This is a genomic window from Micromonospora sp. NPDC049801, assembly GCF_040656575.1.
In the GTDB taxonomy this organism is placed as follows: domain Bacteria; phylum Actinomycetota; class Actinomycetes; order Mycobacteriales; family Micromonosporaceae; genus Micromonospora.
The window spans coordinates 148448-170987 of the sequence record NZ_JBFAMS010000011.1 but is presented as its reverse complement, the minus strand read 5'-3'; the positions used below and the strand labels follow the sequence as shown (position 1 = coordinate 170987).

The window sequence follows — 22540 nt, the reverse complement described above, 5'->3', positions numbered from 1 at the left end:
GATCAACGGGGTGGGGTGGGGGCGAGACTGGGAGGTGGGGGTTACCAGAGGGGGCGGATTGCGCCTACCGGGACGCCGCCGCCGAAGAGCGGCACCTCGGCGTACTCGGTCAGCACGGGAGCGTCCACGCCGAGCCGCCGCAGCGCCGAGACCAGGACCGGCATGCGCGCCCGGTCGGCCCCGTCGTCGATCTTGAGGGCCACCGCGCCGACGCCCGGCAGTCCGACCGCGAACACACCCTCGGCGCCGATCTTGGCCAGGAGGCCCGGAACACCCCGCATCAGCCGGGTGTCGTCGGCCTGGGTACCGCCCACGATCTCCGGGTGGGCCCGCATCGCGTCGGCCACCCGGCGCGGCGCCGAGCCGGGCTCGGCGTCGACGAGCCGGAGGTACGCCCCGGCCAGGCCGGTCAGCGACACCGCGAGTACCGGTGCGCCGCAGCCGTCCACGCCCACCACCGCGGTCGGCTCGCCGGTGAACTCCTCGACGGTCGCCCGCAACCGCTGCTGCAACGGGTGCTCCGGCCGCCAGTAGCCGTCCCGGGGCCAGCCGGCGGCCCCGCAGGTCAGCAGCATCCCGCTGTGCTTGCCGGAGCAGTTCATCTGGACCCGGCTCGGCCCACCCCCGGCGCGTAGCACCGCCTCCCGGGCCGCCCCGCCCGCCGGCAGGTCGGGCGGGCAGTGCAGCGCCGAGGCGTCCAACCCGGCCCGGTCGAGCAGCGCGCCGACCCGGGCCAGGTGGAAGTCCTCCCCCGCGTGGCTGGCCGAGACCAGCGCCAGGTCGGCCGGGTCGCTGAGCGCAAGGCCGGCGCGGAGCATCCCGATCGTCTGCATCGGCTTGCTGGCCGAGCGCGGAAAGATCGGCGCGGTCACGTCCCCGGCGGCGGCCAGCGTCGCCCCGGTCGCGTCCAGCACCACCACCGAACCGCGGTGCCCACCCTCCGCGAACCCGGACCGGACCACCTCGGCGAGCGGCACGCCGCCCTCGTACGTCTTTCCCACGTGCTGGACGGTACCCAGGGGATCGGGCCGCCCGTCGGCGGGGTGACCAGGTCGTCAACCGCGCGGGTGACAGGGGCGGGGGAAGCCCGTGGCCTTACAGCCCGAGCAGCGCGCGAGCCTCGGTGGTGCTCAGCGGCGGCCGCTGGGCGAGCTGGGCGAAGCCGACCGCGCGGGCGACCAGCTGCATGTTGGACTCGACCGGACGACCCTTGGCGTACGTCACCGTGTCCTCCATGCCGACCCGCAGGTGCCCGCCCGTCGAGAGCGAGGCCAGCAGCACGGCAATGGTGCTGCGGCCGATGCCGGTGGCCGAGAAGGTGGTGCCCTCGGGCAGGTCCCGCAGCATCCGGTGGGCGACGACGAGCGTCTCGGTGGTGCCCGGCATGCCGCCCGGCACCCCCATGACGAAGTCGACGTGTACGTGCCCGCCCGCCGGCAGCCCGTACCTGCCGAGCAGCCGCTGCAACGCGGACAGGTGACCGAGGTCGAAGATCTCGTACTCCGGCACGATCCCGCGCTCCTGCATCCGGGTGTGCAGGTCGACGATGAACTCCCAACGGTTGAGGAAGACGTCGTCGCCGAAGTTGACCGTGCCCATGGTGCAGGAGGCCATGTCGGGACGGGCGTCGAGCACGGCGAGCCGGGACGCCTCCGGGTCGGTCACCGCGCCGCCGGACGAGAGCTGCACGATCAGGTCGGTGTTCTCGCGCAGCGCCGCCACCGTCTCGGCCAGGCGGGCCGGGTCGAGGGTCGGCCGGGCCTCGTCGTCGCGGATGTGGACGTGGATCACGGCGGCGCCGAGCGCCTCGCACTCCTTGGCGGTGCGCAGCAGCTCGTCCAGCGTCACCGGCAGTGCCGGCACCTCCGCCTTGGCCGACTCCGCGCCCGTCGGGGCCACCGTGATCAACGTCCCTGTCGTCATGCCGGCGATCCTAGACGTGCCGGTCAGGACGGGTCGATCGCCGCCGCGGTCTCACCGATCATCAGAGCGGCGTCGTCCGGGACGTTCCGCTTCAGGACGGCGAGCGCGACCTGACCCAGTTCGTGGTGCAGCACGGCGGTGCCGACGAAACCCACTGCCCGTCCGTCGAGGGTCACCGGCGTACCGGCGGTCGGCGGCTGGTCGGTGGTCACCCCGTCGAGGTGCAGCAGCACCAGGCGGCGGGGTGGCCGGCCCAGGTTGTGCACGCGGGCGACCGTCTCCTGACCCCGGTAGCAGCCCTTGTCCAGGTGCACGGCCGGGCCGATCAGGTCCACCTCGGCCGGGATCGTGCGGTGGTCGGTGTCCACCCCCACCCGGGGCTGCCGGGCGGCCACCCGGATCGCCTCGTACGCCCAGAGGCCGGCGACCGGCACGCCCGCGCCGCGTAGCTCCGCGACGACCTGCTCCATCGCCGAGCGGGGCACCAGCAGGTCCACCCCGAGGAGGCCGCGTCGCGCCCAACCGCCGATCGACAATGGTCGGACGTCGTACCGGATGCCCGCCCGGGGCGGCACGGCCCCGGCGGCGAACTTCGGACCCGGCACCGGGATCAGGTCCGGTGCGGCCAGCCCGGTCACGCCGAGCGTCCCGACGGCCTCCGCCGCCGCCGGACCGACCAGCGACAGCAGCGCCCGTTCGGCGGTGGCGTCGCGGGGGTCGACCTTGCTGAAGAACCGCATCTTCTCCAGGTACGCCAGCAGGCCGTCGGTCGCTCCCGGCTCGGTGTCCAGCCAGGTGGTCTCGCCGTCCTCGGCGACCAGGGCGTGCTGCTCGACGTGCCCGTGCGGGGAGAGCACCAGCAGTTCGGTGCCCTCACCGGCGGACAGCGTCGACAGGTGCTGCGAGGTGATCGTGTGCAGCCAACCGGCGCGCTCCTCGCCGGGCACCGCGACGATCCCCCGGTGCGACCTGTCGACCAGGCCGACCTCGGTGTCAAGTACGCGCTGCTCGCGCAGCGGATCGCCGTAGTGCGCGGCCACGCCCCGCACCCCGGCGGCGACGTGCGCCGGGTCCGGCTGATCGCGGCTGGCCTCGTCGATGCTCTCGACGGCCACCGCGCCCGCGATGTCGATCATTTGTGGTCCCCGTTCTCGCACCGGCCGCAGACGCCGAAGAGTGACACGTGCCCGATGTCCACCCGGAAGCCCCGCTGCGCGACCAACTGGTCGGCGAGCGGGCGGAGCAGCTCCGGATCGATCTCGTCGATCGCGCCGCACTCCCGGCAGACCAGGTGGACGTGTTGGTGCTCACCCGCCGCGTGGTACGTCGGTGATCCGTGCGACAGGTGGGTATGCGTCACCAGGCCGAGCCGTTCCAGCAGCTCCAGCGTGCGGTAGATGGTGGTGATGTTGACCCCGGCGGCGACCTCCCGCACGGCGGCGTGCACCCGCTCCGGGGTGGCGTGGCCCAGATCGAGCACCGCCTGCAGGACGAGCTGCCGTTGCGCCGTCAGCCGCAGCCCACGGGCCCGGAGCATTTCCGCGAGGGAGGATTCGGACACCGTCCGATCATAGTTCGACGAACGCGCCGACTCCCTACGCGCGGTTGTCCCCCGCTACGCTCGACGGTCATGGTGACGTCGTCCGTCGGCAATGTCCCGGCCACGCCGAGCGCGCGGATCGCCGTGCTGGGTCGGGGCCCGATCCCGGCGGACGAACCCGTGCTCCGCGGCGACGACCTGGGCGTCCTGCGCGGCGACGGCCTCTTCGAGTCGATGCACCTGCGCCACGGGCGACCGTGGCTCCGCGACGAGCACCTGGCCCGGCTGATCACCGCGGCGGCAGCCGTCGAGCTGGACCTGCCGCCGACCGACGCGCTGACCGATCTGCTCGACTCCGTGCTCGTGGGCTGGCCGGCGGAGGTGGAGGGCGCGTTACGGCTGGTCTGCACCCGGGGCTCGGAGGCCGGCGGTCCGCCGACCGTCTACGCCACGCTGACCGCCGTCCCGGCGTCGTCGCTGGCGGCGCGACGGAACGGGATAACCGTGGCCGTCCTGCCGCTGGGGGTGCCCGCCGACGCGCGTACCGGGCTGGACTGGCTACCGGCGGGCATCAAATCCACCTCGTACGCGGTCAACAGCGCCGCCCGCCGCTGGGCCCGACGGGCCGGGGTGGACGACGTGCTCTGGGTCTCGTCCGACGGGTACGCCCTGGAGGGGCCGATCGCCAACGTGGTGTGGCTCACCGGTGACACGATCTGCACGGTGCCCGCCGCCACCACCGGCATCCTGCCCGGCACGACCGTCGCCTGGCTGCTCGCCCACGCATACGAGCTGGGCCTGAACGGCGCCGAACGGATGGTGACGCCGGCGGAGCTGCACGCCGCCGACGGGCTCTGGTTCAGCTCCTCGGTACGCGGACTCGTCGAGGTGCGGATGCTGGACGGGGTACGCCGGGACCCCTGTCCGCGTACCCCCGCCCTGCACGAACTGCTGGGTTTCCCCGTCGACTGAGCCGTCAGCCGCCGACCCGGACGAGCCGCGCCGACAGGTGCGGGCTGAGCGGGTGACCCATCGCGGCCATCTCCTGCGCGTACAGCAGCGCGCCCTCGACGATGCCGAAGAGCCGGTGACCCCCGGTGACCTCCTTGGCGGTCGCCGTCCGCACCACCGCGTCGGTGGCGAACTCGACCTGGGTGCCGGTGCGCTTGCCGAGATGCAGCTCCATGACACCGGTCGGAGTCGTCAGCAGGGCCTCCAACTCGTCGGTGGCCCGGCCGTCCACCAGCACCGGCCGCCACCAGCCGACCTCACGCCCGGCCGGGCGGACGGGCCGGCTCTGCTCGTCGAGGATCCAGGCCCGCGACTCGTAGTGCAGGAACGGCCGGCCGTCGTGGCTGATCCGGATCTCCTGCGCGTAGTCGAAGTCCTCGATGGTGGGGAAGCCGCCCTTGCCCCGGCCCCGCCACAGACCGATGTACGGCAGCAGGCCGTCCAGCGCCGGGTGCAGCTTCGGCCCGACGCGCAGGTCGTGGCTCTCCTCGTACGGGTACTCCTCGACCGGCGGCGCGTTGAGCCACGGCGGTTGCAGCGGATTCTCGTCGCTCACTGTGCGCTCACCAACGTCCCCTTGAAATCCTTACCGCCAGATAGACCAGGCCACCGGCGAGCGCGCCCAGGCCGGCGACCAGCAGGCTGACGAACCCGATCTCGGTAACCATCCCGACCATCCTATGCTGGGCCCCATGGCCCGCTCTCTCGTCGTCAAGGTCACCGCCGGTGCGGACGCCCCGGAGCGGTGCGCGCAGGCGTTCACGGTCGCCGCCACGGCGGTCGCGGCCGGCGTGGACGTCTCGCTCTGGCTGACCGGGGAGTCGACCTGGTTCGCGCTGCCCGGCCGCGCCCAGGAATTCGAGCTGCCGCACTCCGCGCCGCTGGCCGAGCTGCTGCACGTCATCCTGACCAGCGCTCGGGTGACCGCCTGCACCCAGTGCGCGGCCCGGCGGGAGATCGGCCCGGAGGACGTACTGCCCGGTGTGCGGATCGCGGGCGCCGCGGTCTTCGTCGAGGAGGCGTTGGCCGAGGGCGCGCAGGCACTCGTGTACTGACCCCTGACTCAGCCGGATGGCGGAGTGCGAATACCGACCCGGCAACCCGAAGCGCTGCCTACGATTCGGATGTGACCGAGGCGACCCAGCGGTTCTTCGAATCCCTGCCGGCGCGGGCACCGACGGTCCTGCGCGGCCTGGCCGCCGGAACCCTCCAGATCGACCTCGGCATCAACCACCAGACCGAGCACTGGCTGGTCCGGATGCGGCCGGGCGAGGTGCGGGCCACCCGCGAGCGAGGCCCGGCCGACGCCATCTGGTACAGCAGCTCGGCCCTGTTCGACAGATTGATCGCCGGTGAAGCCCAGGCGCTCGCCGCCGTGCTGCGCAACGAGAGCACCTTCAGCGGCGACGTGGTGCTCTTCCTGGCCTTCCGCCGCTTCTTTCCGGACCCGCCGGGCACGAGGGACCCGCGCGAGGTCGCCCGCGAGGCAGTCGGGCGGCGTTCGTGAAGGATCTCGTCAGCATCCTGGACGGCAACACCTTCCTGGTCACCGACCACCGTGGGGACATCGAGCCGTCCTTCGACTTCCCGACGGGACTGTTCTCGTTCGACACCCGCTTCCTGTCGAGCTGGGTGCTCACCCTCGACGGGCAGCGGTTGCACGCTCTCTCCGTGGACACCAGTGAGTCGTACCGGACCACGTTCTTCCTCGCGCCCGGCGAACCCACCCACTACCTGGACGCCAAGGCGTCGGTGATCCGCAGCCGCGAGATCGGGGGTGGCTTCGACGAGGAGCTGACCGTCCTCAACCACTCCGGCGAGGAGGCCGATTTCATCGTCCGGGTCGAGATGGGCAGCGACTTCGCCGACCTGTTCGAGATCAAACACGCCCAACAGAAGGTGGGCCGGACGACGGTCGCGGTGACCGACAACGAGCTGCGCCTGACGTACCGGCGGGAGGCCTTCCACCGGGAGACCCGGATCCGCTCCACGGCACCGGCACAGGTCGACCCCGCCGGGATGACCTTCCGCGTCCGGGTCGACAGCAACGGCGAATGGACGACCCGGCTGCGCATCTCCACCACCGTCTTCGGCGCGCGGGGCGAGGACATCCGCACGACCCTGCCGTACGCGGGCGGCCGCGGCGGGGACGCCATCCGCGCCGAGCACCGGGAGCTGATCGACCGGGCGCCGAAGCTCGGCTGCGACTGCGAGCCGCTGGCCGGGGCGTACCGGCGCAGTCTCAACGACCTGGCCGCGCTGCGCTACGAGTCGATCGCCCTGGGCGTACGGCTGATCGCCGCCGGGCTGCCGTGGTTCATGACCCTCTTCGGTCGGGACAGCATCATCACCTCGTTGCAGGTGCTGCCGTTCCTGCCGGAGCTGATCCCGCCGACCGCGCAGATGCTGGGCGGCCTTCAGGGGCACCGGGTGGACGACTTCCGGGACGAGGAGCCGGGCAAGATCCTGCACGAGCTGCGGTACGGCGAGACCGCCGGCTTCGAGGAGCAGCCCCACTCGCCGTACTACGGCTCGGCCGACTCCACCCCGCTGTTCGTCATCCTGGTCGACGAGTACGAGCGCTGGACCGGCGACACCGCGCTGGTCCAGCGGTTGGAGCCGCAGGTCCGCGCCGCGTTGGACTGGATCGACACCTACGGCGACCTGCTCGGCACCGGTTACCTGTCGTACCGCACCCGCAACCCGGAGACCGGCCTGCAGAACCAGTGCTGGAAGGACTCCTGGGACGGCATCTCGTACGCCGACGGCCGGCTGCCCGGCTTCCCCCGGGCCACCTGCGAGTTGCAGGGCTACGCGTACGACGCGAAGGTCCGCGCCGCCCGGCTCGCCCGCGAGGTCTGGGACGACCCGGCGTACGCCGACCGGCTGGAACGGGAGGCGGCGGAGCTCAAGCAGCGGTTCAACCGCGACTTCTGGATCGCCGACCGCGGGTACTACGCGCTCGCCCTGGACGCCGACGGTCAGCAGGTCGACGCGCTGACGTCGAACATCGGGCACCTGCTGTGGAGCGGGATCGTGGACGAGCCACGGGCCGGCAAGGTGGCCGAACACCTCCTCGGGCCGCGGCTCTTCTCCGGCTGGGGGGTGCGGACCCTGGCCGAGGGCGAGGGCCGGTACAACCCCATCGGTTACCACGTGGGCACCGTCTGGCCGTTCGACAACTCGATCATCGCCTGGGGGTTGACCCGGTACGGCTACCGGGAGGAGGCCGGGCGAATCTGCGACGCCATGCTGGCCGCGTCGGAGTACTTCGGCGGGCGGCTGCCGGAGGCGTTCGCGGGCTACACCCGCAGCCGCACCGGTTACCCCGTGGAGTACCCCACCGCGTGCAGCCCGCAGGCCTGGTCGAGCGGCACGCCGCTGCTGTTGCTACGCGTGATGCTCGGCCTGGAACCGCAGGGTGAACATCTGATCATCGACCCGGCCGTGCCGCCGGGCATGGGCCGGGTGGAGCTGCTGGACATCCCGGGTCGCTGGGGCCACATCGACGCGTTGGGGCGCAGCCGCGATCCGGACGATCGAGGCACGGGCGGCTGACCCGCCTCCTCAGTCGGGGCAGCCGACGGTGGCGGCCACGCGTGCGGCGGCCGGACCGAGTTCGGCCAGCACGGTCACGTCACCCGCGCGGTACGCGTACACCGGCGGGTTGTCCAGCAGTGGGGTGCCGCCGGCCAGCGCGGCGAGGGCGCTGGTCTCGACCGGGCCGGGACCGGCGGCGGACCGTGCGGTACGGGCCAGGGTGCCGTCCGGGCAGGGCGCGGTGACCAGGTCCGGCGCGCTGCCGGTCGGCCGTCCCAGCGCGGTCAGGGCGGCCGTGAGCGCCGCCGCCTCCGGGCCGACGGCGGTGGCCGGCGGCGGGTCGTAGCCGGCGCCCGGCGGCCGGCACCCCGTGTCGACGGTCAACCGCAGCCGGCCGTCCCCGGTCGGCCGCCCCGCGACGGCGACGAACTCTCCGGCGTCGGCGCGTAGTTCCGGACCGTCCAGGCCGGGGCCGACGCCGGCCCGCCAGCTCGCGGGCAGCCGGTCGGCGATGCCGGTCAGTACGGCCCGCCCGGTGTCGGCGGGCGCCAACACGGCGATCTCGCGACGCAGCCGCGCGCCGTCGGCGAGCGGGGTGACGCGGCAGCCCGCGCTGACCCGCGCCGGTCCCAGCTCCAGCAGCCCGGTCGTGCCGGCGGCCCGGGCCAGCTCGCCGACCGCCCTGTCGACCACCGGAGCGGCCTCGGCGAGGGTGCGCTGCTCGCGCACCGTCGGTGGGTCGTCGCGGACCGACATCCAGGTGAGCCCGGCCAGCAGGAGGGCCCACAGGACGGTCGCGACCAGCAGCCAGCGCCGCCCGCGCCGGGCGGGCGCCGGCGGGGCGGGGTCGCTCGACGAGGGCCAACCCGTCTGGACAGCACCGCTCACCCGGCCATGGTGTCACGAGCCGTCCTCCGCTCTCGAAAGGCAGTGGTCGACGACCCGACAGCCCGCCTTTCGGCCGGCATAACGCCAGGTCACCGGCCGATCGTTAGGCATTGAGCACCGTCCGAGCAGGTCCCGGACCCAACGGGACCCGATGTGGGGAGGAACAGTGCTCCAACCACCACCGAACGCGAGATCCGTCCGCTGGCGAACGGCCGTGGCATGCGTCGCGGCCCTGCTGGCCCTCACCGCCCAACCCGCCGTCGCCGCCCGACCCGCGCCCACGCCCGCCCGCGTCGACCAGCGGCTGCTCCGCCAGCTCGGCGCGACGGGCACCGGCAGCTTCCTCGTCTACCTGCGCAGCACCGCACCGGTGGCGCGGACCGCCAAGCTGCGTGACCCGGACGACCGGGCCCGCGAGGTGCACCGGCTGCTCACCACGACCGCCACGCGCACCCAGAAGGGCCTACGCACGCTGCTCAGGAACCGCAAGGCGGCATACACCCCGTACTGGATCGCCAACGCGGTCCGTGTCACCGGGAATCGCGCGCTGCTCGACGAGATCGCCAAGCGGCCCGACGTGGCGAGGATCGAGCCGAGCCGCAGTTATCCCCTGCTGCGGCCCACCCCGGCCACCGGCAGCCACGCGGACGCGAACGGCCCGGAGTGGGGGCTCACCAACATCAACGCCCCGCAGGTGTGGAGCGAACTCGGCGACCGGGGCGACGGCGTGGTCGTCGCCACGATCGACAGCGGCGTCCAGTACGACCACCCGGCGCTGGTCGGGGCGTACCGCGGCAACCTCGGCGGTGGCGTCTTCAACCACGACCACAACTGGTACGACCCGGCCGGCGGGTGCCCCAGCGCCGCGCCCTGCGACAACGTCGGCCACGGCACGCACACCACCGGCACGATGGTCGGCGACGACGGCGCGGGCAACCAGATCGGCGTCGCTCCCGGCGCGAAGTGGATCGCCGCGAAGGGCTGCGAGACCGACTCCTGCACCGATGCCTCGCTGCTCGCCGCCGGCCAGTGGGTGCTGGCCCCGACCGACCTGAACGGGCAGAACCCCCGCCCCGACCTGCGCCCCGACGTGGTCAACAACTCGTGGGGCGGCGCCGGCGGCGACCCGTGGTTCGAGCAGACCATCGCGGCCTGGCGCGCTGCCGGCATCTTCGGGGTCTTCTCCGCCGGCAACGACGGCCCGGCCTGCGGCAGCGCCGGCTCACCCGGAGACAGCGCCAACGCGTACGCCGTCGGCTCGTACGACGTGCAGAACACCATCTCCGACTTCTCCGGGCGGGGCGCCGGCAGCGACGGGCGATCGTACAAGCCGAACGTGGCCGCGCCCGGCAGCAACGTGCGCTCCAGCGTTCCCGGCGACTCCTACGCCGCGTACGACGGCACCTCGATGGCCGCGCCGCACGTCTCCGGCACGGTGGCGCTGCTCTGGTCGGCCGCGCCGACCCTCCGGGGCGACGTCGCCGGAACCGAGGAGCTGCTGGACCGCACCGCCCGCGACGTCGACGCCACCGCCTGCGGAGGCACCGCCGCCGACAACAACGTGTTCGGCGAAGGTCGGCTGGACGCGTACGCGGCGACGCGGGCCGCGCCGCGCGGCGAGGTCGGACGGATCACCGGCACGGTCACCACGGCCGGCGGCGGCGACCCGATCGCCGGCGCGACCGTCGGCGACGGCGCCCGCAGCGTCACCACCGGCGCGGACGGCCGGTACGCGCTGACCGTGCCGGCCGGCGAGGCGACGGTCACCGTCAGCGCCTACGGGTACGCCGGACAGAGCGCCACCGTCACCGTCACCGAGGGCGGGGCGGTCACCCGGGACTTCGCCCTGACGGCCAACCCGACGGTCACCGTGGCCGGCCAGGTCACCGACGCCTCCGGGCACGGCTGGCCGCTCTACGCCCGGATCGAGGTCACCGGCCGTCCCGGTGGACCGGTGTTCACCGACCCGGCCACCGGCCGGTACTCGTTCACCGTGCCCGGCAACGCCACGTACCGGCTCACCGTCACCGCCCGCTATCCCGGCTACCGCACGGTCACCCGGGACGTGGTCACCGGCGGCGACCCGGTGACGGCCGACCTCGCCGTACCGGTCGAGACCGGATGCACGGCGGCCGGCTACACCGGCAGCTTCGGCAACCCGCTGCTGCGGGAGAGCTTCGACAGCGCCGCGACGCCGGACGGCTGGTCGGTACGGGACCGCACCGACGACGGCGGCTGGACCTTCACCGACGCGGGCGAGCGGGGCAACCTCACCGGCGGCAGCGGCGCCTTCGCCATCGCCGACAGCGACCGTCTCGGCTCCGGCCGGACCCAGGACACCGACCTGGTGACCCCGAGCGTCGACCTGCGCGGCACGCCGGCGCCGGTGCTGCGTTTCCACAGCGACTGGCGGGCGGTCGGCGTGAGCGACACCGCCGACGTGGACGTCTCCACCGACGGCGGCGCCACCTGGACCACGGTCTGGCACCAGACCACCAGCCGGCGCGGGCCGGTCGTCGAGGAGGTGCCACTCGACCCGGCGGCCGGGGCCGCCACGGTACGGGTCCGGTTCCGCTTCCACGGCAGCTTCGCCTGGTGGTGGCAGGTGGACGACGTGCAGGTGGTCAACCGCGACTGCGTACCCGCCCCGGGCGGGCTGGTGCTCGGGGTGACCACCGACCGCAACACCGACACGCCGCTCGACGGGGTCACCGTGGTCAGCGCCGACCGCCCGCAGGACCGGGGCAGGTCGGCGCCGACGCCGGACGACCCGACGATGCCGGACGGCTTCTACTGGCTGTTCTCCGGGCTGACCGGGGCACACCGGTTCACCGCCAGCCGGACGCCGTACCAGGTGGCCGCCGAGACGGCGAGCGTGCCGGCCGACGGTGTCCGCCGCCTGGACGTCGCGCTGGCGGCCGGTCGCCTCACCGTCACACCGACGACCGTCCGGTCGTCCCAGCCGTACGGCAGCACCCGGACCGCGAAGCTGACGGTACGCAACACCGGCAGCGCGCCGGCCGCCGTCAACCTGGTGGAGCGCAACGGGCGGTTCGATGCGCCGTCCAGAGCCGGAGCGCCCCTGCGGGAGCAGCGGATCAAGGGGATCAGCAAGACCCGTACGGGCACCGCGTACGGCGCGTCCGGGACCGGGACCGGGACGCAGGACGCCTGGACCGGTATCGCCACCCTTCCGGCGGCGGTCTACGACAACGCGGCGGCCACCCTCGACGGCAAGGTGTACTCCGTCGGCGGCGGTGGCGGCAGCGGGCTGGAGCGCAAGGCCTGGCGCTACGACCCCGACACGGACACCTGGGCGGCGCTGCCCGACCTGCCGAGCGGCCGGGCGAAGCCGGTCGCGGCGGCCGTCGGCGGCAAGCTGTACGTCCTCGGTGGCTGGGGCGTCGACGACGACACCGTCGCCTCCGTGGACGTGTTCGACCCGGCCACCGACACGTGGAGCACGCTGGCCGGGCCGGGCAACCCGTTCCCCGTGGCGGCGGCCGGCGGGGCGGTCACCGGCGGGAAGATCTACCTGGTCGGTGGCTGCCAGGACAACGACTGCGCCGAATCGGACCGGCTCGTCGTCCTCGACCCGACCACCGGCACGTTCCGCACCGGCGCGGCGTACCCGCACCCGGTGTCCTGGCTCTCCTGCGGCGGGATCGGCAGCGCGGTCTACTGCGCCGGTGGCACCGGCGACGCCGACTACACCGACGCCTACCGGTACGACCCGGCGGCCGACGCGTGGCATCCCCTGCCCGACCTGCCGGTGGACCTCTGGGGCGCCCAGTACGCGGCGGCCGGTGACCTCCTGGTCCTGGCCGGTGGAGTCACGGCGGCGTCCACCACGGTCACCAACCGGACCATCGCGTACGACCCGGTGGCGGGGAGTTGGCGCGACCTGCCCAACGTCCAGTCCGGTCGGTACCGGGGCGCTGCCGCCTGCGGCGCGTACCGGATCGGCGGTTCGCCGTCCCCCTTCGTCGGCTCCCCGGACGCCGAACGGCTCAGCGGCCTGGAGCTGTGCGCCGGGGAGGCGGACCTACCCTGGCTGACCACCAAGCCGGGCACGTTCACCCTCGCGCCGGGGGCCTCCCGGACGGTCACCGTCAAGATGCGTGCCACGGCCGCCGCCGATGTGGCCCAGCCGGGCACCTACTCAGGCGAGCTGGGTATCGCGTCCGACACGCCGTACCGGGTTCCGGCGGTGCCGGCGCGGATGACCGTCTCGCCGCCGGCGAGCTGGGGCCGGATCCAGGGCAGCGTCACCGGGGTCACCTGCACCGGCGCGACCGTCGGGGTCGCGGCGACGGTACGGGTCAACCGGGTGGGTAGGACGACCGGCTGGACCCTGACCGCGAACCCGCAGGGCCGGTACGTCTGGTGGCTGCCCAAGGGCCGCTACGAGGTGATCGTCGCCAAGGACGGGTGGATACCGCAGACGCGGCGCACCCGCATCAGGGCGGGCCTCGTCGAGACCGTCGACGTCGTCCTCGCCCCGGTCTCGTCCTGCACGAGAGCCACCGGCATCTGACCGTGCCTACGGGTGACCGGCGGCTACCAGGCCGCCGGTCACCCCGCACCGGTCGTCTTGTCGGACTCTCCCCCGGCACACTGTCATCTAACCGACACCGACACATCCACAAAGCCAATGCCATCGATGAACGGTGGGTAGTGGACTAGTGACGCGAGCATCCACGAGGTGGTCCGCGTCGTCGGAGGGAGGCAGTAGGGTGACGCCAATAGCGACGTCGTCGGCGGCGAGAGGACCAGCAATGGGCACCGCCATCGTCAAGACCCCGCAGGAGCTACGCGAGTGGCGAGAGCGTCTCCTGGAACGCGTCCACATGACCAAGGAAACGCTGTACGACCTGGGGCGCAACTTCGAGCTTCGAGCCGACGAACGCGGCATCTACGAGATGGTTCGCTCTATCGACTACCTGCTCGGCGATGACGACTGACGGCCTCGCCGTCCCTCCCGATCTCATCGCCAGAGCCAGCGCCTTCGCCGACGACATCACCGCCCGAGTGCACCGGGTGGTCAGAACGGAGAAGAGCCTGTCGGCACTGCTGATGCCCGGCCGAAACGGCGGCCGGGTCATGGTGGGCATCGTCGAGGGGGACAACTTCGGCACCTTCCCCCTGTACATCGACAACCGGCACCGCCTCGATTTGCTGGTCAAGTTCAACTGCTGCCTGGATTCGAGTGGCAAGCATCTGGCCACGGATTCGTCCTGGCTCCATGTCACCATGAAGGGCGACAAGGCACCGCTGTTCCGCTACGAGTACGTCCGAGAGGCCCAGAGCGGGGTGCCCTGCGCCCACCTGCACGTACACGGCCACCGCGACGAGTTCGCCTTCGTGATGCAGGACGGGGCACGAGGACGCCCCAAGGCGCGCAAAAGACGGCACGAAGTGCCCCGGCTGGCGAAGTTTCACTTCCCGCTCGGCGGACACCGCTTCCGGCCCTGCGTCGAGGACGTTCTCCAGGCCGTCGTGGAGGAGTTCTGCGTCGACACCGTGCCCGGATGGCGGGACGCAGTGGACGAGGGCCGCGAGGAGTGGCGCCGGCTACAACTGCTCGCCGCGGTCCGCGACGCCCCCGGCGTCGCGGTGCAGGCACTCGATGAGCTGGACTACAAGATCGCTCCGCCCGACTCGGTACCAGCCGACAACCCGGGCAGGATGCGCGCCTACTGACCGCTCCACGACGACCGGGGCCGGCCACCCAGGAGGGTGACCGGCCCCGGTCGATCAGAGCGGTGGGTCAGGCGACGGTGACGGACACCTCGTTGATGCCCCGGCCGGCGGTGACGGCGGTGTCGCCGTTGCCGTGCCGGGACAGCGCCCGCAGCGTCCAGGCGCCGGGTGCGGCGAAGAACCGGAACTGGCCGGCGGCCGAGGTGACCACCTCGGCGGTGAACTCGCCGGTCGAGTCGAGCAGCCGGACGTACGCGCCCGGCACGACCTCGTCCGCCGCCGACCGGACGACGCCGGTGATGACGGTCTCCTTCTCAAGGTCCAGGCTGGCCGGCAGGGGCGCGGCCTGGTCAGGTGCGGCGCAGCCCGCAGCGGTGGGAGCGGTCATCGTCAGGCCTCCCCTGGCTCGTCGCCGAGCGCGACCGGCACGCCGACCAGCGAGCCGTACTCGGTCCAGGAGCCGTCGTAGTTCTTCACGTTGCGGTGACCGAGCAGCTCCTGCAGCACGAACCAGGTGTGCGAGGAGCGCTCGCCGATCCGGCAGTACGCGATGGTCTCCTTGCTGTCGTCCAGCCCCGCGTCGCCGTAGATCTTGCGCAGCTCGTCGTCGGACCGGAAGGTGCCGTCCTCGTTGGCCGCCTTGGACCACGGGACGCTGATCGCCGTCGGGATGTGACCGGCCCGCTGCGCCTGCTCCTGCGGCAGGTGGGCGGGGGCCAGCAGCCGGCCGGCGAACTCGTCGGGGCTGCGCACGTCGACCAGGTTCTTGGTGCCGATCGCGGCGACGACCTCGTCGCGGAAGGCCCGGATGGAGGTGTCCGGCTCCTGCGCGACGTACTGGGTCGCCGGGCGGGGCGTCGTCTCGGTGACGAGCGGGCGGGCGTCCAACTCCCACTTCTTGCGACCACCGTCGAGCAGCTTGACGTCGCGGTGGCCGTAGAGCTTGAAGTACCAGTAGGCGTACGCCGCGAACCAGTTGTTGTTGCCGCCGTAGAGGATCACGGTGTCGTCGTTGCTGATGCCCCGCTCGGACAGCAGCGCCTCGAACTGGGCCTTGTTGACGAAGTCCCGGCGGACCGGGTCCTGGAGGTCGGTCTTCCAGTCGACCTTGATAGCGCCGGCGATGTGGCCGGTCTCGTAGGCCGAGGTGTCTTCGTCGACCTCGACGAAGACGACGCCCGGGGCGTCGAGGTTCTTCTCGGCCCACTCGGCCGAGACGAGTGCGGTGTCGCGACTCATCGATTCACTCCCTGGTGAGGATGGATGGTGAGCCAACGCGCGAATATCGATGGGTTGAACTGTCGCACCGCGCGCGGGACCCAGCGGAAGGACGGGATCACGGGTTCGTGCGACGGCGCCGCTGCCGGGCGTTCGGTGGGATCACCGGAAAGGGTCGAGGACCCTGCGTGCCGGTGGCCGCCGTCAGGCGGCCGAAAACAGCCCCGCCGTCAGATGACAGGGCGACACAGGCAGGTGGCCACGCGGCACAGGTCGACCGCGCGCCGTTTGGTGAGGTGGGTCCCCATGGTCAGGCAGCCTACCAGCGATCCGGAGGGCTGCCACCGTGCCGACCACCATCCGGGAATCGTCCGGCTGCCGGGCCGCCGTGGCGTCCCAGCGGACCGGGCTGTCGACGCACGACTCAGCTGACCGAGTTGATCGGTACGTTCTTCGCGTCGGCGGTGACGGCCAGCCCTTCGGGCAGCGGCTGGACCTTGCGGACCGTGAGTTGGAACGGCAGGTCGGGCAGCGGCACGTCGATGGAGATGCTCTTGGCGTAGTTGCTGAGGATCGTGCGGGCCAGCGGCAGGTTCGGGAGCCCGGCGGCGTCCAGGTTGTTGAAGCGCAGGGCGACCGCGCCGTTCTTGGCGACGGTGACGTCGGCGGTGCCGGCGACGGTGAACTTCGTGCCGAGGATGTCGACCGGGGCGCTGACGGCCAGCTTGCCGCCCTGCTCGCCGAGGGTGAGGCCGGGTCGCTTCAGCAGCGCGGCGAGGCTCTCGTAGCTGATCGTGCCGGTGCCGTCGACCGTGTCGGCCACGACGTCGCCCTGCCCGGTCCGCAGCGTGTCCAGCGACGCCCGCACGTTGCGGGCGTCGACGTCCAGCACCGGCAGCCGTACGGCGTCACCGTCGACTGAGGCCTGCACGTCCCGCAGCGAGATGGAGATCCGCTCGTACCGCCCGTCGAGCACCTGCGTGAGGAACGGCATTCCACCGACCTCGACGTCGGGCGCCGCGGACTGCGCGCCCTGGTTGCTGATCTCCTGGCTGACCCGTTCGGCGATGAGCCGCTCGGCCACCCCGACCGCCACCCGGTCGGCGACCACCAGCAGGCCCGCCACCACGAGGAGCAGGACGACCAGGCCGATGAGCAGCTTGCGTCCGCGCCGTCGGGGCCGGGCCTGCTGCTGGTCGTCGACCGGATACTCCTGGGCCACGCCGCCTCCTGTCTCCGCCCGCCGCGACACGGCGGGTCGTCCGAACCGGTGCCGCTGCGCGGCGCACCCGTAGGTACCCGAGCGGCACCGACCTCAACCGTGGGCTCAGAGGAAGAGCATGCACATGGCGTACGCGGCGGGCGCAGCCAGGGCGAACCCGCCGAGCGGCCCCTGCATGTGCCGGGCGACCCACATGGTGGGCGGCTCTCCGGCCATGAGGCGACCTGCCTCCGCGTACCCCACCGCGAGGTCGGTGAGGACGGCGGTGACGGCCGCGACCAGGCCGATCACCGCGGCCCTGGTCGGGGTGAAGGGTGCTACCAGATAGCCGCCGAGCAGCGCGCTGACCAGCGTGCCCACCATCGCGCCGCCGACGACGCCGGCCGCGCCCCGGGGCACCTGCGGGGCCAGCCGGGGCCACGGCAGCACCGCGTCGGTGAGCCGGGCGACGGTGAGCGCGACCCCGCTCGCGGTCAGGCAGACGGTGATCGCCTGGGTGCCGGCGGGGATGCGGCTGAGCACGATCAGGGTGCCGAAGGCCACGACGCCGACCACGATGAGCAGGGTGGCGCCGAGGGAGTCGGTGACCCGGACCCGGTCGACGCGGCGGACCAGTTGGCCGAGCACCGCGGCGAGGAAGCCACCGACGGCCAGGTAGCCCAGCGGCGCCAGGCCGGCGATGTCGCTCCGGACGGCGGCGACGTCGGCGGCCGCGGCGACGGCGGCGCTGATCCCGCCCACCAGCAGCAGCGCCGGTGGGCGCATGGCCATCGTCCAGGCGAGCACAAACAGCAGTTGGACGCCGAAGACGATGACGGCGAACGGCAGGCGGTGACCCGGGCCCGACGTCTGCGCGCCGAGCACCAAGCCCACGCCGAGCAGCGCGGCGAAGCCGGCGATGGTCAGCGCCAGCGGGCGGTGCACCTCGACCGGAGGGACGACCTCCTCCTCCGGCTCGTCGGTCTCTTCCTCGGTACGACGGGCCGGCTCACCGGCGCGGCGGGCCCGGCGCGGTCCACCTCCACGGCGCTCGCCGTCGGCGACAGCCGGCCCGGTGCGCGGCGCGGGTGGGTGGCCACGGGTCGGAGCGGCCGGACCCGGACGGGGTCCGTCGGTCCACGAGTCGCGGCCGGCGTCCGGCGAGGTGGAGGGAAACACGCCCCGATCGTGCCAGATCGACCGCCCGGTGCAGTGGTCGCGGGTTTCAGTAACGTTAAAACCTGTGCCACGATCAGGGGCAAGCTAGACAAACGGGAAATGGCCTGACGGTGCAGCCGAGGCGATCGGCTACGCTCAACGCGTTACCCGCCCGTCAGCGACGCCGGGACCACGCAATTTCTCAGCGCACTCCCTCACGAGTGTGTCTGGTCGCGTGCGGCGATGCGCCGCCGGGACGGAGGTGATCGTGGAAATCCTGCTGCTGGTGACTGCGCGCGCAGGCGAACCGTCGGCTGTGTTGCCGGCTCTCGACCTGCTGCCACACTCGGTGCGCACCGCGCCGCGCGACGTCCGCACCCTTGTTGCCGGGCCCAGCCCCGACGCGGTGCTGGTGGACGCCCGGTCGGAGTTGAGCGAAGCTCGGGCGACCTGCCGGATGTTGCACGCCACCGGGCTCGGGGTGCCGCTGGTCGCGGTCGTCACCGAGGCCGGCCTGATCGCGCTGAACGCGGACTGGGGCGTCGATGACGTCATCCTCGCCTCGGCCGGTCCCGCCGAGGTGGAGGCCCGGCTGCGGCTCGCGGTCGGCCGCCTGAGCAACGCGACGGCCGGCGCCGGCGGCTCGATCCGGGCCGGGGAACTCACCATCGACCCGGACACGTACGCGGCGAAGCTCAAGGGCCGCCCGCTCGACCTCACCTACAAGGAGTTCGAGCTGCTGAAGTTCCTGGCCCAGCACCCGGGCCGGGTGTTCACGCGCGACCAGCTGCTGCGCGAGGTCTGGGGATACGACTACTTCGGCGGCACCCGGACGGTGGACGTGCACGTCCGACGGCTGCGCGCCAAGCTCGGCTCGGAGTACGAGTCGATGATCGGCACGGTCCGCCAGGTGGGCTACAAGTTCGTCGTACCCCCGTCGCGTTCGCTGCCGGAGACGGAGCACGCGCCGTTGCCCGTCTAGCTTCGCCCGATTCCCCATATGCCCCTTTTGCGCAGCTTGGCAGTCCTATTCTGACTGCCGGGTTTGTCGCAAAAGGGGGCAAGGGTGCGCGCAGGTAACACGGGGGCGACGGGCCGGGGGCTCCGGCCGACCGGGTGGAAGCCGTGACGCGGGTCAGCTCGACCGCGCGCGTGGCAGGGATCGTGACAGTGGTGGTGGCGGCGCTGCTCGGCTCCGCGTACGTGCTGGGCCGTAGCCTCGTCCCGGACCAGACCCGGCAGCACGCCACGGGCGTCACCACCGACGCCACCGGGCCCCACTACGCCGACCAGCCTCCCGAGCAGCCGTCGACCGAACACCCGAGCACCAGCCAGAGCGCCGCCGGTCCCGCCGAGGCCAGCCAGGACGGCACGGGCCGGGACGCCGGGGGCGACAAGCTGTTCGGCGCCCACACGGACACCGGCACCGCCCGCCTCGCGCTGACCTTCGACGACGGGCCGGACCCGCGCTACACCCCCCAGGTCCTCGCGCTGCTGCGCGAGTACGACGTCAAGGCCACGTTCTGCGTGGTGGGCGAGAACGCCCAGGACCACCCCGACCTGATCCAGGCGATCGTGGCGGACGGCCACACGCTCTGCAACCACTCCTGGCACCACGACGTCTCGCTGGGCAACCGGTCCGCCGACCAGATCCGCACCGACCTGCTCCGCACCAACGAGGCCATCCGGGCAGCCGTGCCGGACGTCCCGGTCGTCTGGTACCGCCAACCCGGCGGCGCCTGGACCTACCCGGTGGTGTCGGTGTCCCGGCAACTCGGCATGACCCCGCTGCACTGGTCGGTGGACCCGTCAGACTGGCAGGCGCCCGGAGCCAACAAGATCGCCACCACGGTGCTCACGCAGGCGCAACCCGGGGCGGTCGTCCTCATGCACGACGCGGGCGGCGACCGGCAGGGCACGGTCGACGCGCTGCGCCGGATCCTGCCCGAACTCACCGCACGGTACGAGCTGGAGGCGCTGCCCACCGACCCCACGTGAGGCGGCCACCTTCCTCGGGCGACGGGTCCGGGACGCTACTCGGGCGACAGTCCGGGACGCGCCTGACGCAACGGCTACGGTGACGGGATGAGCAGCGCGGAACCGACCAGCGACCAGGTCACCCGGACCGACCGACTGTCCCCCGCGGAGATCGCCGGCGTACTGGCCCTGGCCCGAACGGCGGGCGACACCGACGGCGCGGACCCGCTGGACGAGCACGTCCTGCTCCGCCTGCGTGACGCGGACGCTCCGGCCGTACACCTGCTCGCCCGCGCCGACGACGGCACGCTGACCGGGTACGCGCACCTGGACACCACCGACCCGGTGGACGGGATCGGTGTCGAGTTGGTGGTGCACCCGGCGTACCGGCGGCGCGGCACCGGCCGCGCGCTGGCCCGGGGTGTGCTCGCGTCGGCGACCGGACCGCTGCGGGCGTGGGCGCACGGCGACCACCCGTCGGCGGCGGCGCTCGCCGTGGACCTGGGGTTCGCCCGTGCGCGGGTGCTCTGGCAGCTCCGCCGACCGTTGGCGGCTCCACTGGGCGAGCCGCGCCTGCCTGACGGGGTGGCGCTGCGCGCGTTCCGGCCGGGGGCGGACGACACGGCGTGGCTGGCCCTGAACGCGCGGGCCTTCGCCGAGCACCCCGAGCAGGGCCGGTGGACCCCGGACGACCTGCGGCTCCGGCTCGCCGAGCCGTGGTTCGACCCGGCCGGCTTCCTGCTCGCCGAGGAGACCTCGACCGGTCGACTGCTCGGCTTTCACTGGACGAAGGTGCACGAACGGCCCGGGTCGGCCCGGATCGGCGAGGTGTACGTGCTCGGGGTGGAGCCGACCGCGCACGGCGGCGGCCTGGGTCGGGCGCTGACCACGGCGGGGCTCGCGTACCTGCGGGACAGGCGGGGCCTGGACCGGGTGATGCTCTACGTCGACGACTCGAACACCGGGGCGGTCGCGCTGTACGAGCGGCTGGGCTTCGCCCGGTGGTCCGCGCACATCAACTACCACCTCGGCTGAGCGGCAACGGGCACTGAAGTGCCCCGGTTCACTTAACGGACAACTCACCCTCAGCGAGCGGTCACCTCGGGGGCCGGACCTGTTCACCCTGCGTTCACTTGCGACCGGCGAACCGGCTACCTGGCACTTCTAACTTTCGTGTCAGCCGGTCAGTGCCGGTCCTCGGGCCCCGGGATCGGGGCGCCAAGTCAGACGCGAAGGGAAACCCCTCAGGTGAAGCTCCAGCGGTACGGCACTATTGCCTGCCTCGCTCTTGCCGCGACGCTCGGCCTCAGTGCATGCGGCTCGGACAACAACGAGCCCACTTCCGGCGCCAGCGCCTCGGGCTCCGCCGCCGCGGTCGACTGCGGTACCGGCACGGTGAACGCACAGGGCTCGTCGGCCCAGAAGAACGCCATGGCCGAGTGGATCAAGGCGTACCAGCAGAAGTGCGCCGGCACCACCATCAACTACGAGGCTTCCGGTTCGGGCGCCGGCATCCAGGCGTTCATCGCCGGGACCGCCGACTTCGCGGGCTCCGACTCCGCGCTCAAGCCGGAGGAGCAGCCGCAGGCCGACGCCAAGTGCGCCGGCGGCAAGGCTCTCAACCTGCCCATGGTGATCGGCCCGGTCGCGGTCGTTTACAACGCCGGCAGCGGCGTGGACAACCTGCAGTTCAAGCCGGCCACCCTGGCGAAGATCTTCGCCGGCAAGGTCACCAAGTGGGACGACCCGGCCATCAAGGCGGACAACCCGGACGCAAAGCTTCCGTCCGCCGCCATCCAGACGGTCCACCGCTCGGACGAGTCGGGCACCACCGACAACTTCACCAAGTACCTGTCGAAGACCGCCGAGTCGGACTGGACCTTCAGCAACGCCAAGGCGTGGAAGGCCCCGGGTGGTATTGGTGCCGCCAAGTCCGACGGTGTGGCCAGCAAGGTCAAGAGCACGGTCGGCACGATCAGCTACGTCGAGTGGTCGTACGCCGAGAACTCCAGCCTGAACATGGCCAAGGTGCAGAACGGTGCCGGCGAGTGGGCCGCGCTGACCGCTGAGTCGGCCGGCAAGACCATCGCCGGGGCGAAGATCGAGGGCCAGGGCGACGACCTCAAGCTGTCGATCGACTACAACACCAAGGAGGCCGGGGCCTACCCGATCGTCCTGGCGACGTACGAGGTCGTCTGCAGCAAGGGCCTCGCGGCCGACAAGCTGAAGCTGGTCAAGGGTCTGCTGAGCCACGCCGCCAGCGCTGAGGGCCAGAACTCCCTGACCGACCTCGGCTACGCCCCGCTGCCCGAGACGGTCCGCACCAAGGTCGAGACCGCGGTCAAGAACCTCTCCTGATCCGAGACCACCACACCTCCGCA

Annotated in this window: 23 protein-coding genes; 11 read left to right on the top strand and 12 right to left on the bottom strand. The window is 72.5% G+C overall.

Going from position 1 to position 22540, the window contains the following annotated elements:
• Positions 1–41: 41 nt before the first annotated feature.
• The 4 genes from AB0I89_RS20810 to AB0I89_RS20795 all read right to left on the bottom strand — a co-directional run bounded on the left by AB0I89_RS20810 (position 42) and on the right by AB0I89_RS20795 (position 3484).
• Positions 42–1001, bottom strand: coding sequence for an asparaginase (locus tag AB0I89_RS20810; RefSeq protein WP_357129052.1), 960 nt, complete (start codon positions 999–1001; stop codon positions 42–44).
• 94 nt (positions 1002–1095) lie between these two features.
• On the bottom strand, positions 1096–1923 hold the full coding sequence (locus AB0I89_RS20805) for a 3-keto-5-aminohexanoate cleavage protein (RefSeq protein ID WP_357129049.1): 828 nt from the start codon (positions 1921–1923) through the stop codon (positions 1096–1098).
• A 23-nt stretch (positions 1924–1946) separates the two neighbouring features.
• A complete protein-coding gene (locus AB0I89_RS20800; protein ID WP_357129046.1) occupies positions 1947–3059 on the bottom strand; it encodes a folate-binding protein in 1113 nt (370 codons plus the stop codon).
• Entirely contained in the window at positions 3056–3484 is a 429-nt protein-coding gene (locus AB0I89_RS20795) for a Fur family transcriptional regulator (protein ID WP_357129042.1), read from the bottom strand. The genes AB0I89_RS20800 and AB0I89_RS20795 overlap by 4 nt, the downstream gene beginning before the upstream one ends.
• 69 nt (positions 3485–3553) lie before the next feature.
• Between AB0I89_RS20795 and AB0I89_RS20790 the strand changes: the two genes are divergently transcribed.
• On the top strand, positions 3554–4435 hold the full coding sequence (locus AB0I89_RS20790) for an aminotransferase class IV (protein ID WP_357129039.1): 882 nt from the start codon (positions 3554–3556) through the stop codon (positions 4433–4435).
• A 4-nt stretch (positions 4436–4439) separates the two neighbouring features.
• Here AB0I89_RS20790 and AB0I89_RS20785 read toward each other — a convergent pair whose 3' ends face one another.
• The gene (locus AB0I89_RS20785; RefSeq protein WP_355050865.1) at positions 4440–5030 is read right to left on the bottom strand and encodes an FABP family protein; all 591 of its coding nucleotides are present in this window, start codon (positions 5028–5030) and stop codon (positions 4440–4442) included.
• A 7-nt stretch (positions 5031–5037) separates the two neighbouring features.
• Positions 5038–5142: a small membrane protein MtfM gene (gene mtfM / locus AB0I89_RS20780; RefSeq protein WP_267897534.1), complete on the bottom strand. Its 105-nt coding sequence runs from the start codon at positions 5140–5142 to the stop codon at positions 5038–5040.
• A 12-nt stretch (positions 5143–5154) separates the two neighbouring features.
• On the opposite strand from mtfM, the gene AB0I89_RS20775 reads away from it, so the two are divergent.
• From AB0I89_RS20775 to AB0I89_RS20765, 3 genes are all read left to right on the top strand, one after another.
• Positions 5155–5529: a DsrE family protein gene (locus AB0I89_RS20775; RefSeq protein ID WP_357129035.1), complete on the top strand. Its 375-nt coding sequence runs from the start codon at positions 5155–5157 to the stop codon at positions 5527–5529.
• 71 nt (positions 5530–5600) lie between these two features.
• Positions 5601–5981 (top strand): SCP2 sterol-binding domain-containing protein, encoded by a 381-nt coding sequence (locus AB0I89_RS20770; protein ID WP_357129032.1) that lies wholly within the window; start codon positions 5601–5603, stop codon positions 5979–5981.
• Positions 5978–8032, top strand: a complete 2055-nt coding sequence (locus tag AB0I89_RS20765) for a glycogen debranching N-terminal domain-containing protein (RefSeq protein ID WP_357129029.1) — start codon at positions 5978–5980, stop codon at positions 8030–8032. The genes AB0I89_RS20770 and AB0I89_RS20765 overlap by 4 nt, the downstream gene beginning before the upstream one ends.
• A 9-nt stretch (positions 8033–8041) precedes the next feature.
• On the opposite strand, the gene AB0I89_RS20760 is transcribed toward AB0I89_RS20765, so the two are convergent.
• The gene (locus AB0I89_RS20760; RefSeq protein WP_357129026.1) at positions 8042–8902 is read right to left on the bottom strand and encodes a hypothetical protein; all 861 of its coding nucleotides are present in this window, start codon (positions 8900–8902) and stop codon (positions 8042–8044) included.
• 151 nt (positions 8903–9053) lie between these two features.
• Between AB0I89_RS20760 and AB0I89_RS20755 the strand changes: the two genes are divergently transcribed.
• From AB0I89_RS20755 to AB0I89_RS20745, 3 genes are all read left to right on the top strand, one after another.
• Positions 9054–13439: a S8 family serine peptidase gene (locus tag AB0I89_RS20755; protein WP_357129024.1), complete on the top strand. Its 4386-nt coding sequence runs from the start codon at positions 9054–9056 to the stop codon at positions 13437–13439.
• 241 nt (positions 13440–13680) lie between these two features.
• A complete protein-coding gene (locus tag AB0I89_RS20750) occupies positions 13681–13866 on the top strand; it encodes a hypothetical protein (RefSeq protein ID WP_357129021.1) in 186 nt (61 codons plus the stop codon).
• Positions 13856–14605 (top strand): hypothetical protein, encoded by a 750-nt coding sequence (locus AB0I89_RS20745; protein WP_357129018.1) that lies wholly within the window; start codon positions 13856–13858, stop codon positions 14603–14605. Before AB0I89_RS20750 ends, AB0I89_RS20745 begins: the two co-directional genes overlap by 11 nt.
• Before the next feature lie 67 nt (positions 14606–14672).
• Here the strand turns inward: AB0I89_RS20745 and AB0I89_RS20740 are convergent, their stop codons facing one another.
• The 5 genes from AB0I89_RS20740 to AB0I89_RS20720 all read right to left on the bottom strand — a co-directional run bounded on the left by AB0I89_RS20740 (position 14673) and on the right by AB0I89_RS20720 (position 18203).
• Positions 14673–14993, bottom strand: coding sequence for a DUF1416 domain-containing protein (locus AB0I89_RS20740; protein WP_357129015.1), 321 nt, complete (start codon positions 14991–14993; stop codon positions 14673–14675).
• A gap of 2 nt (positions 14994–14995) precedes the next feature.
• Positions 14996–15844: a sulfurtransferase gene (locus AB0I89_RS20735; protein WP_357129012.1), complete on the bottom strand. Its 849-nt coding sequence runs from the start codon at positions 15842–15844 to the stop codon at positions 14996–14998.
• A 209-nt stretch (positions 15845–16053) separates the two neighbouring features.
• The gene (locus AB0I89_RS20730; RefSeq protein ID WP_310503780.1) at positions 16054–16131 is read right to left on the bottom strand and encodes an Ms5788A family Cys-rich leader peptide; all 78 of its coding nucleotides are present in this window, start codon (positions 16129–16131) and stop codon (positions 16054–16056) included.
• Positions 16132–16247: 116 nt separating this feature from the next.
• Positions 16248–17045: a DUF2993 domain-containing protein gene (locus AB0I89_RS20725; protein ID WP_357129009.1), complete on the bottom strand. Its 798-nt coding sequence runs from the start codon at positions 17043–17045 to the stop codon at positions 16248–16250.
• 105 nt (positions 17046–17150) lie between these two features.
• Entirely contained in the window at positions 17151–18203 is a 1053-nt protein-coding gene (locus AB0I89_RS20720) for a hypothetical protein (RefSeq protein ID WP_357129006.1), read from the bottom strand.
• A 241-nt stretch (positions 18204–18444) separates the two neighbouring features.
• Between AB0I89_RS20720 and AB0I89_RS20715 the strand changes: the two genes are divergently transcribed.
• From AB0I89_RS20715 to pstS, 4 genes are all read left to right on the top strand, one after another.
• Complete coding sequence (locus AB0I89_RS20715) at positions 18445–19164, top strand: response regulator transcription factor (RefSeq protein WP_357129003.1); 720 nt, start codon at positions 18445–18447, stop codon at positions 19162–19164.
• A 182-nt stretch (positions 19165–19346) separates the two neighbouring features.
• Positions 19347–20180: a polysaccharide deacetylase family protein gene (locus AB0I89_RS20710; RefSeq protein WP_357129000.1), complete on the top strand. Its 834-nt coding sequence runs from the start codon at positions 19347–19349 to the stop codon at positions 20178–20180.
• A gap of 87 nt (positions 20181–20267) precedes the next feature.
• Positions 20268–21194 carry a mycothiol synthase gene (gene mshD / locus AB0I89_RS20705; RefSeq protein ID WP_357128997.1) on the top strand — a complete coding sequence of 309 codons (927 nt, stop codon included), beginning with the start codon at positions 20268–20270 and terminating at the stop codon, positions 21192–21194.
• Between the two features lie 213 nt (positions 21195–21407).
• Positions 21408–22517, top strand: a complete 1110-nt coding sequence (pstS, locus tag AB0I89_RS20700) for a phosphate ABC transporter substrate-binding protein PstS (protein ID WP_357128994.1) — start codon at positions 21408–21410, stop codon at positions 22515–22517.
• Positions 22518–22540 lie beyond the last annotated feature (23 nt).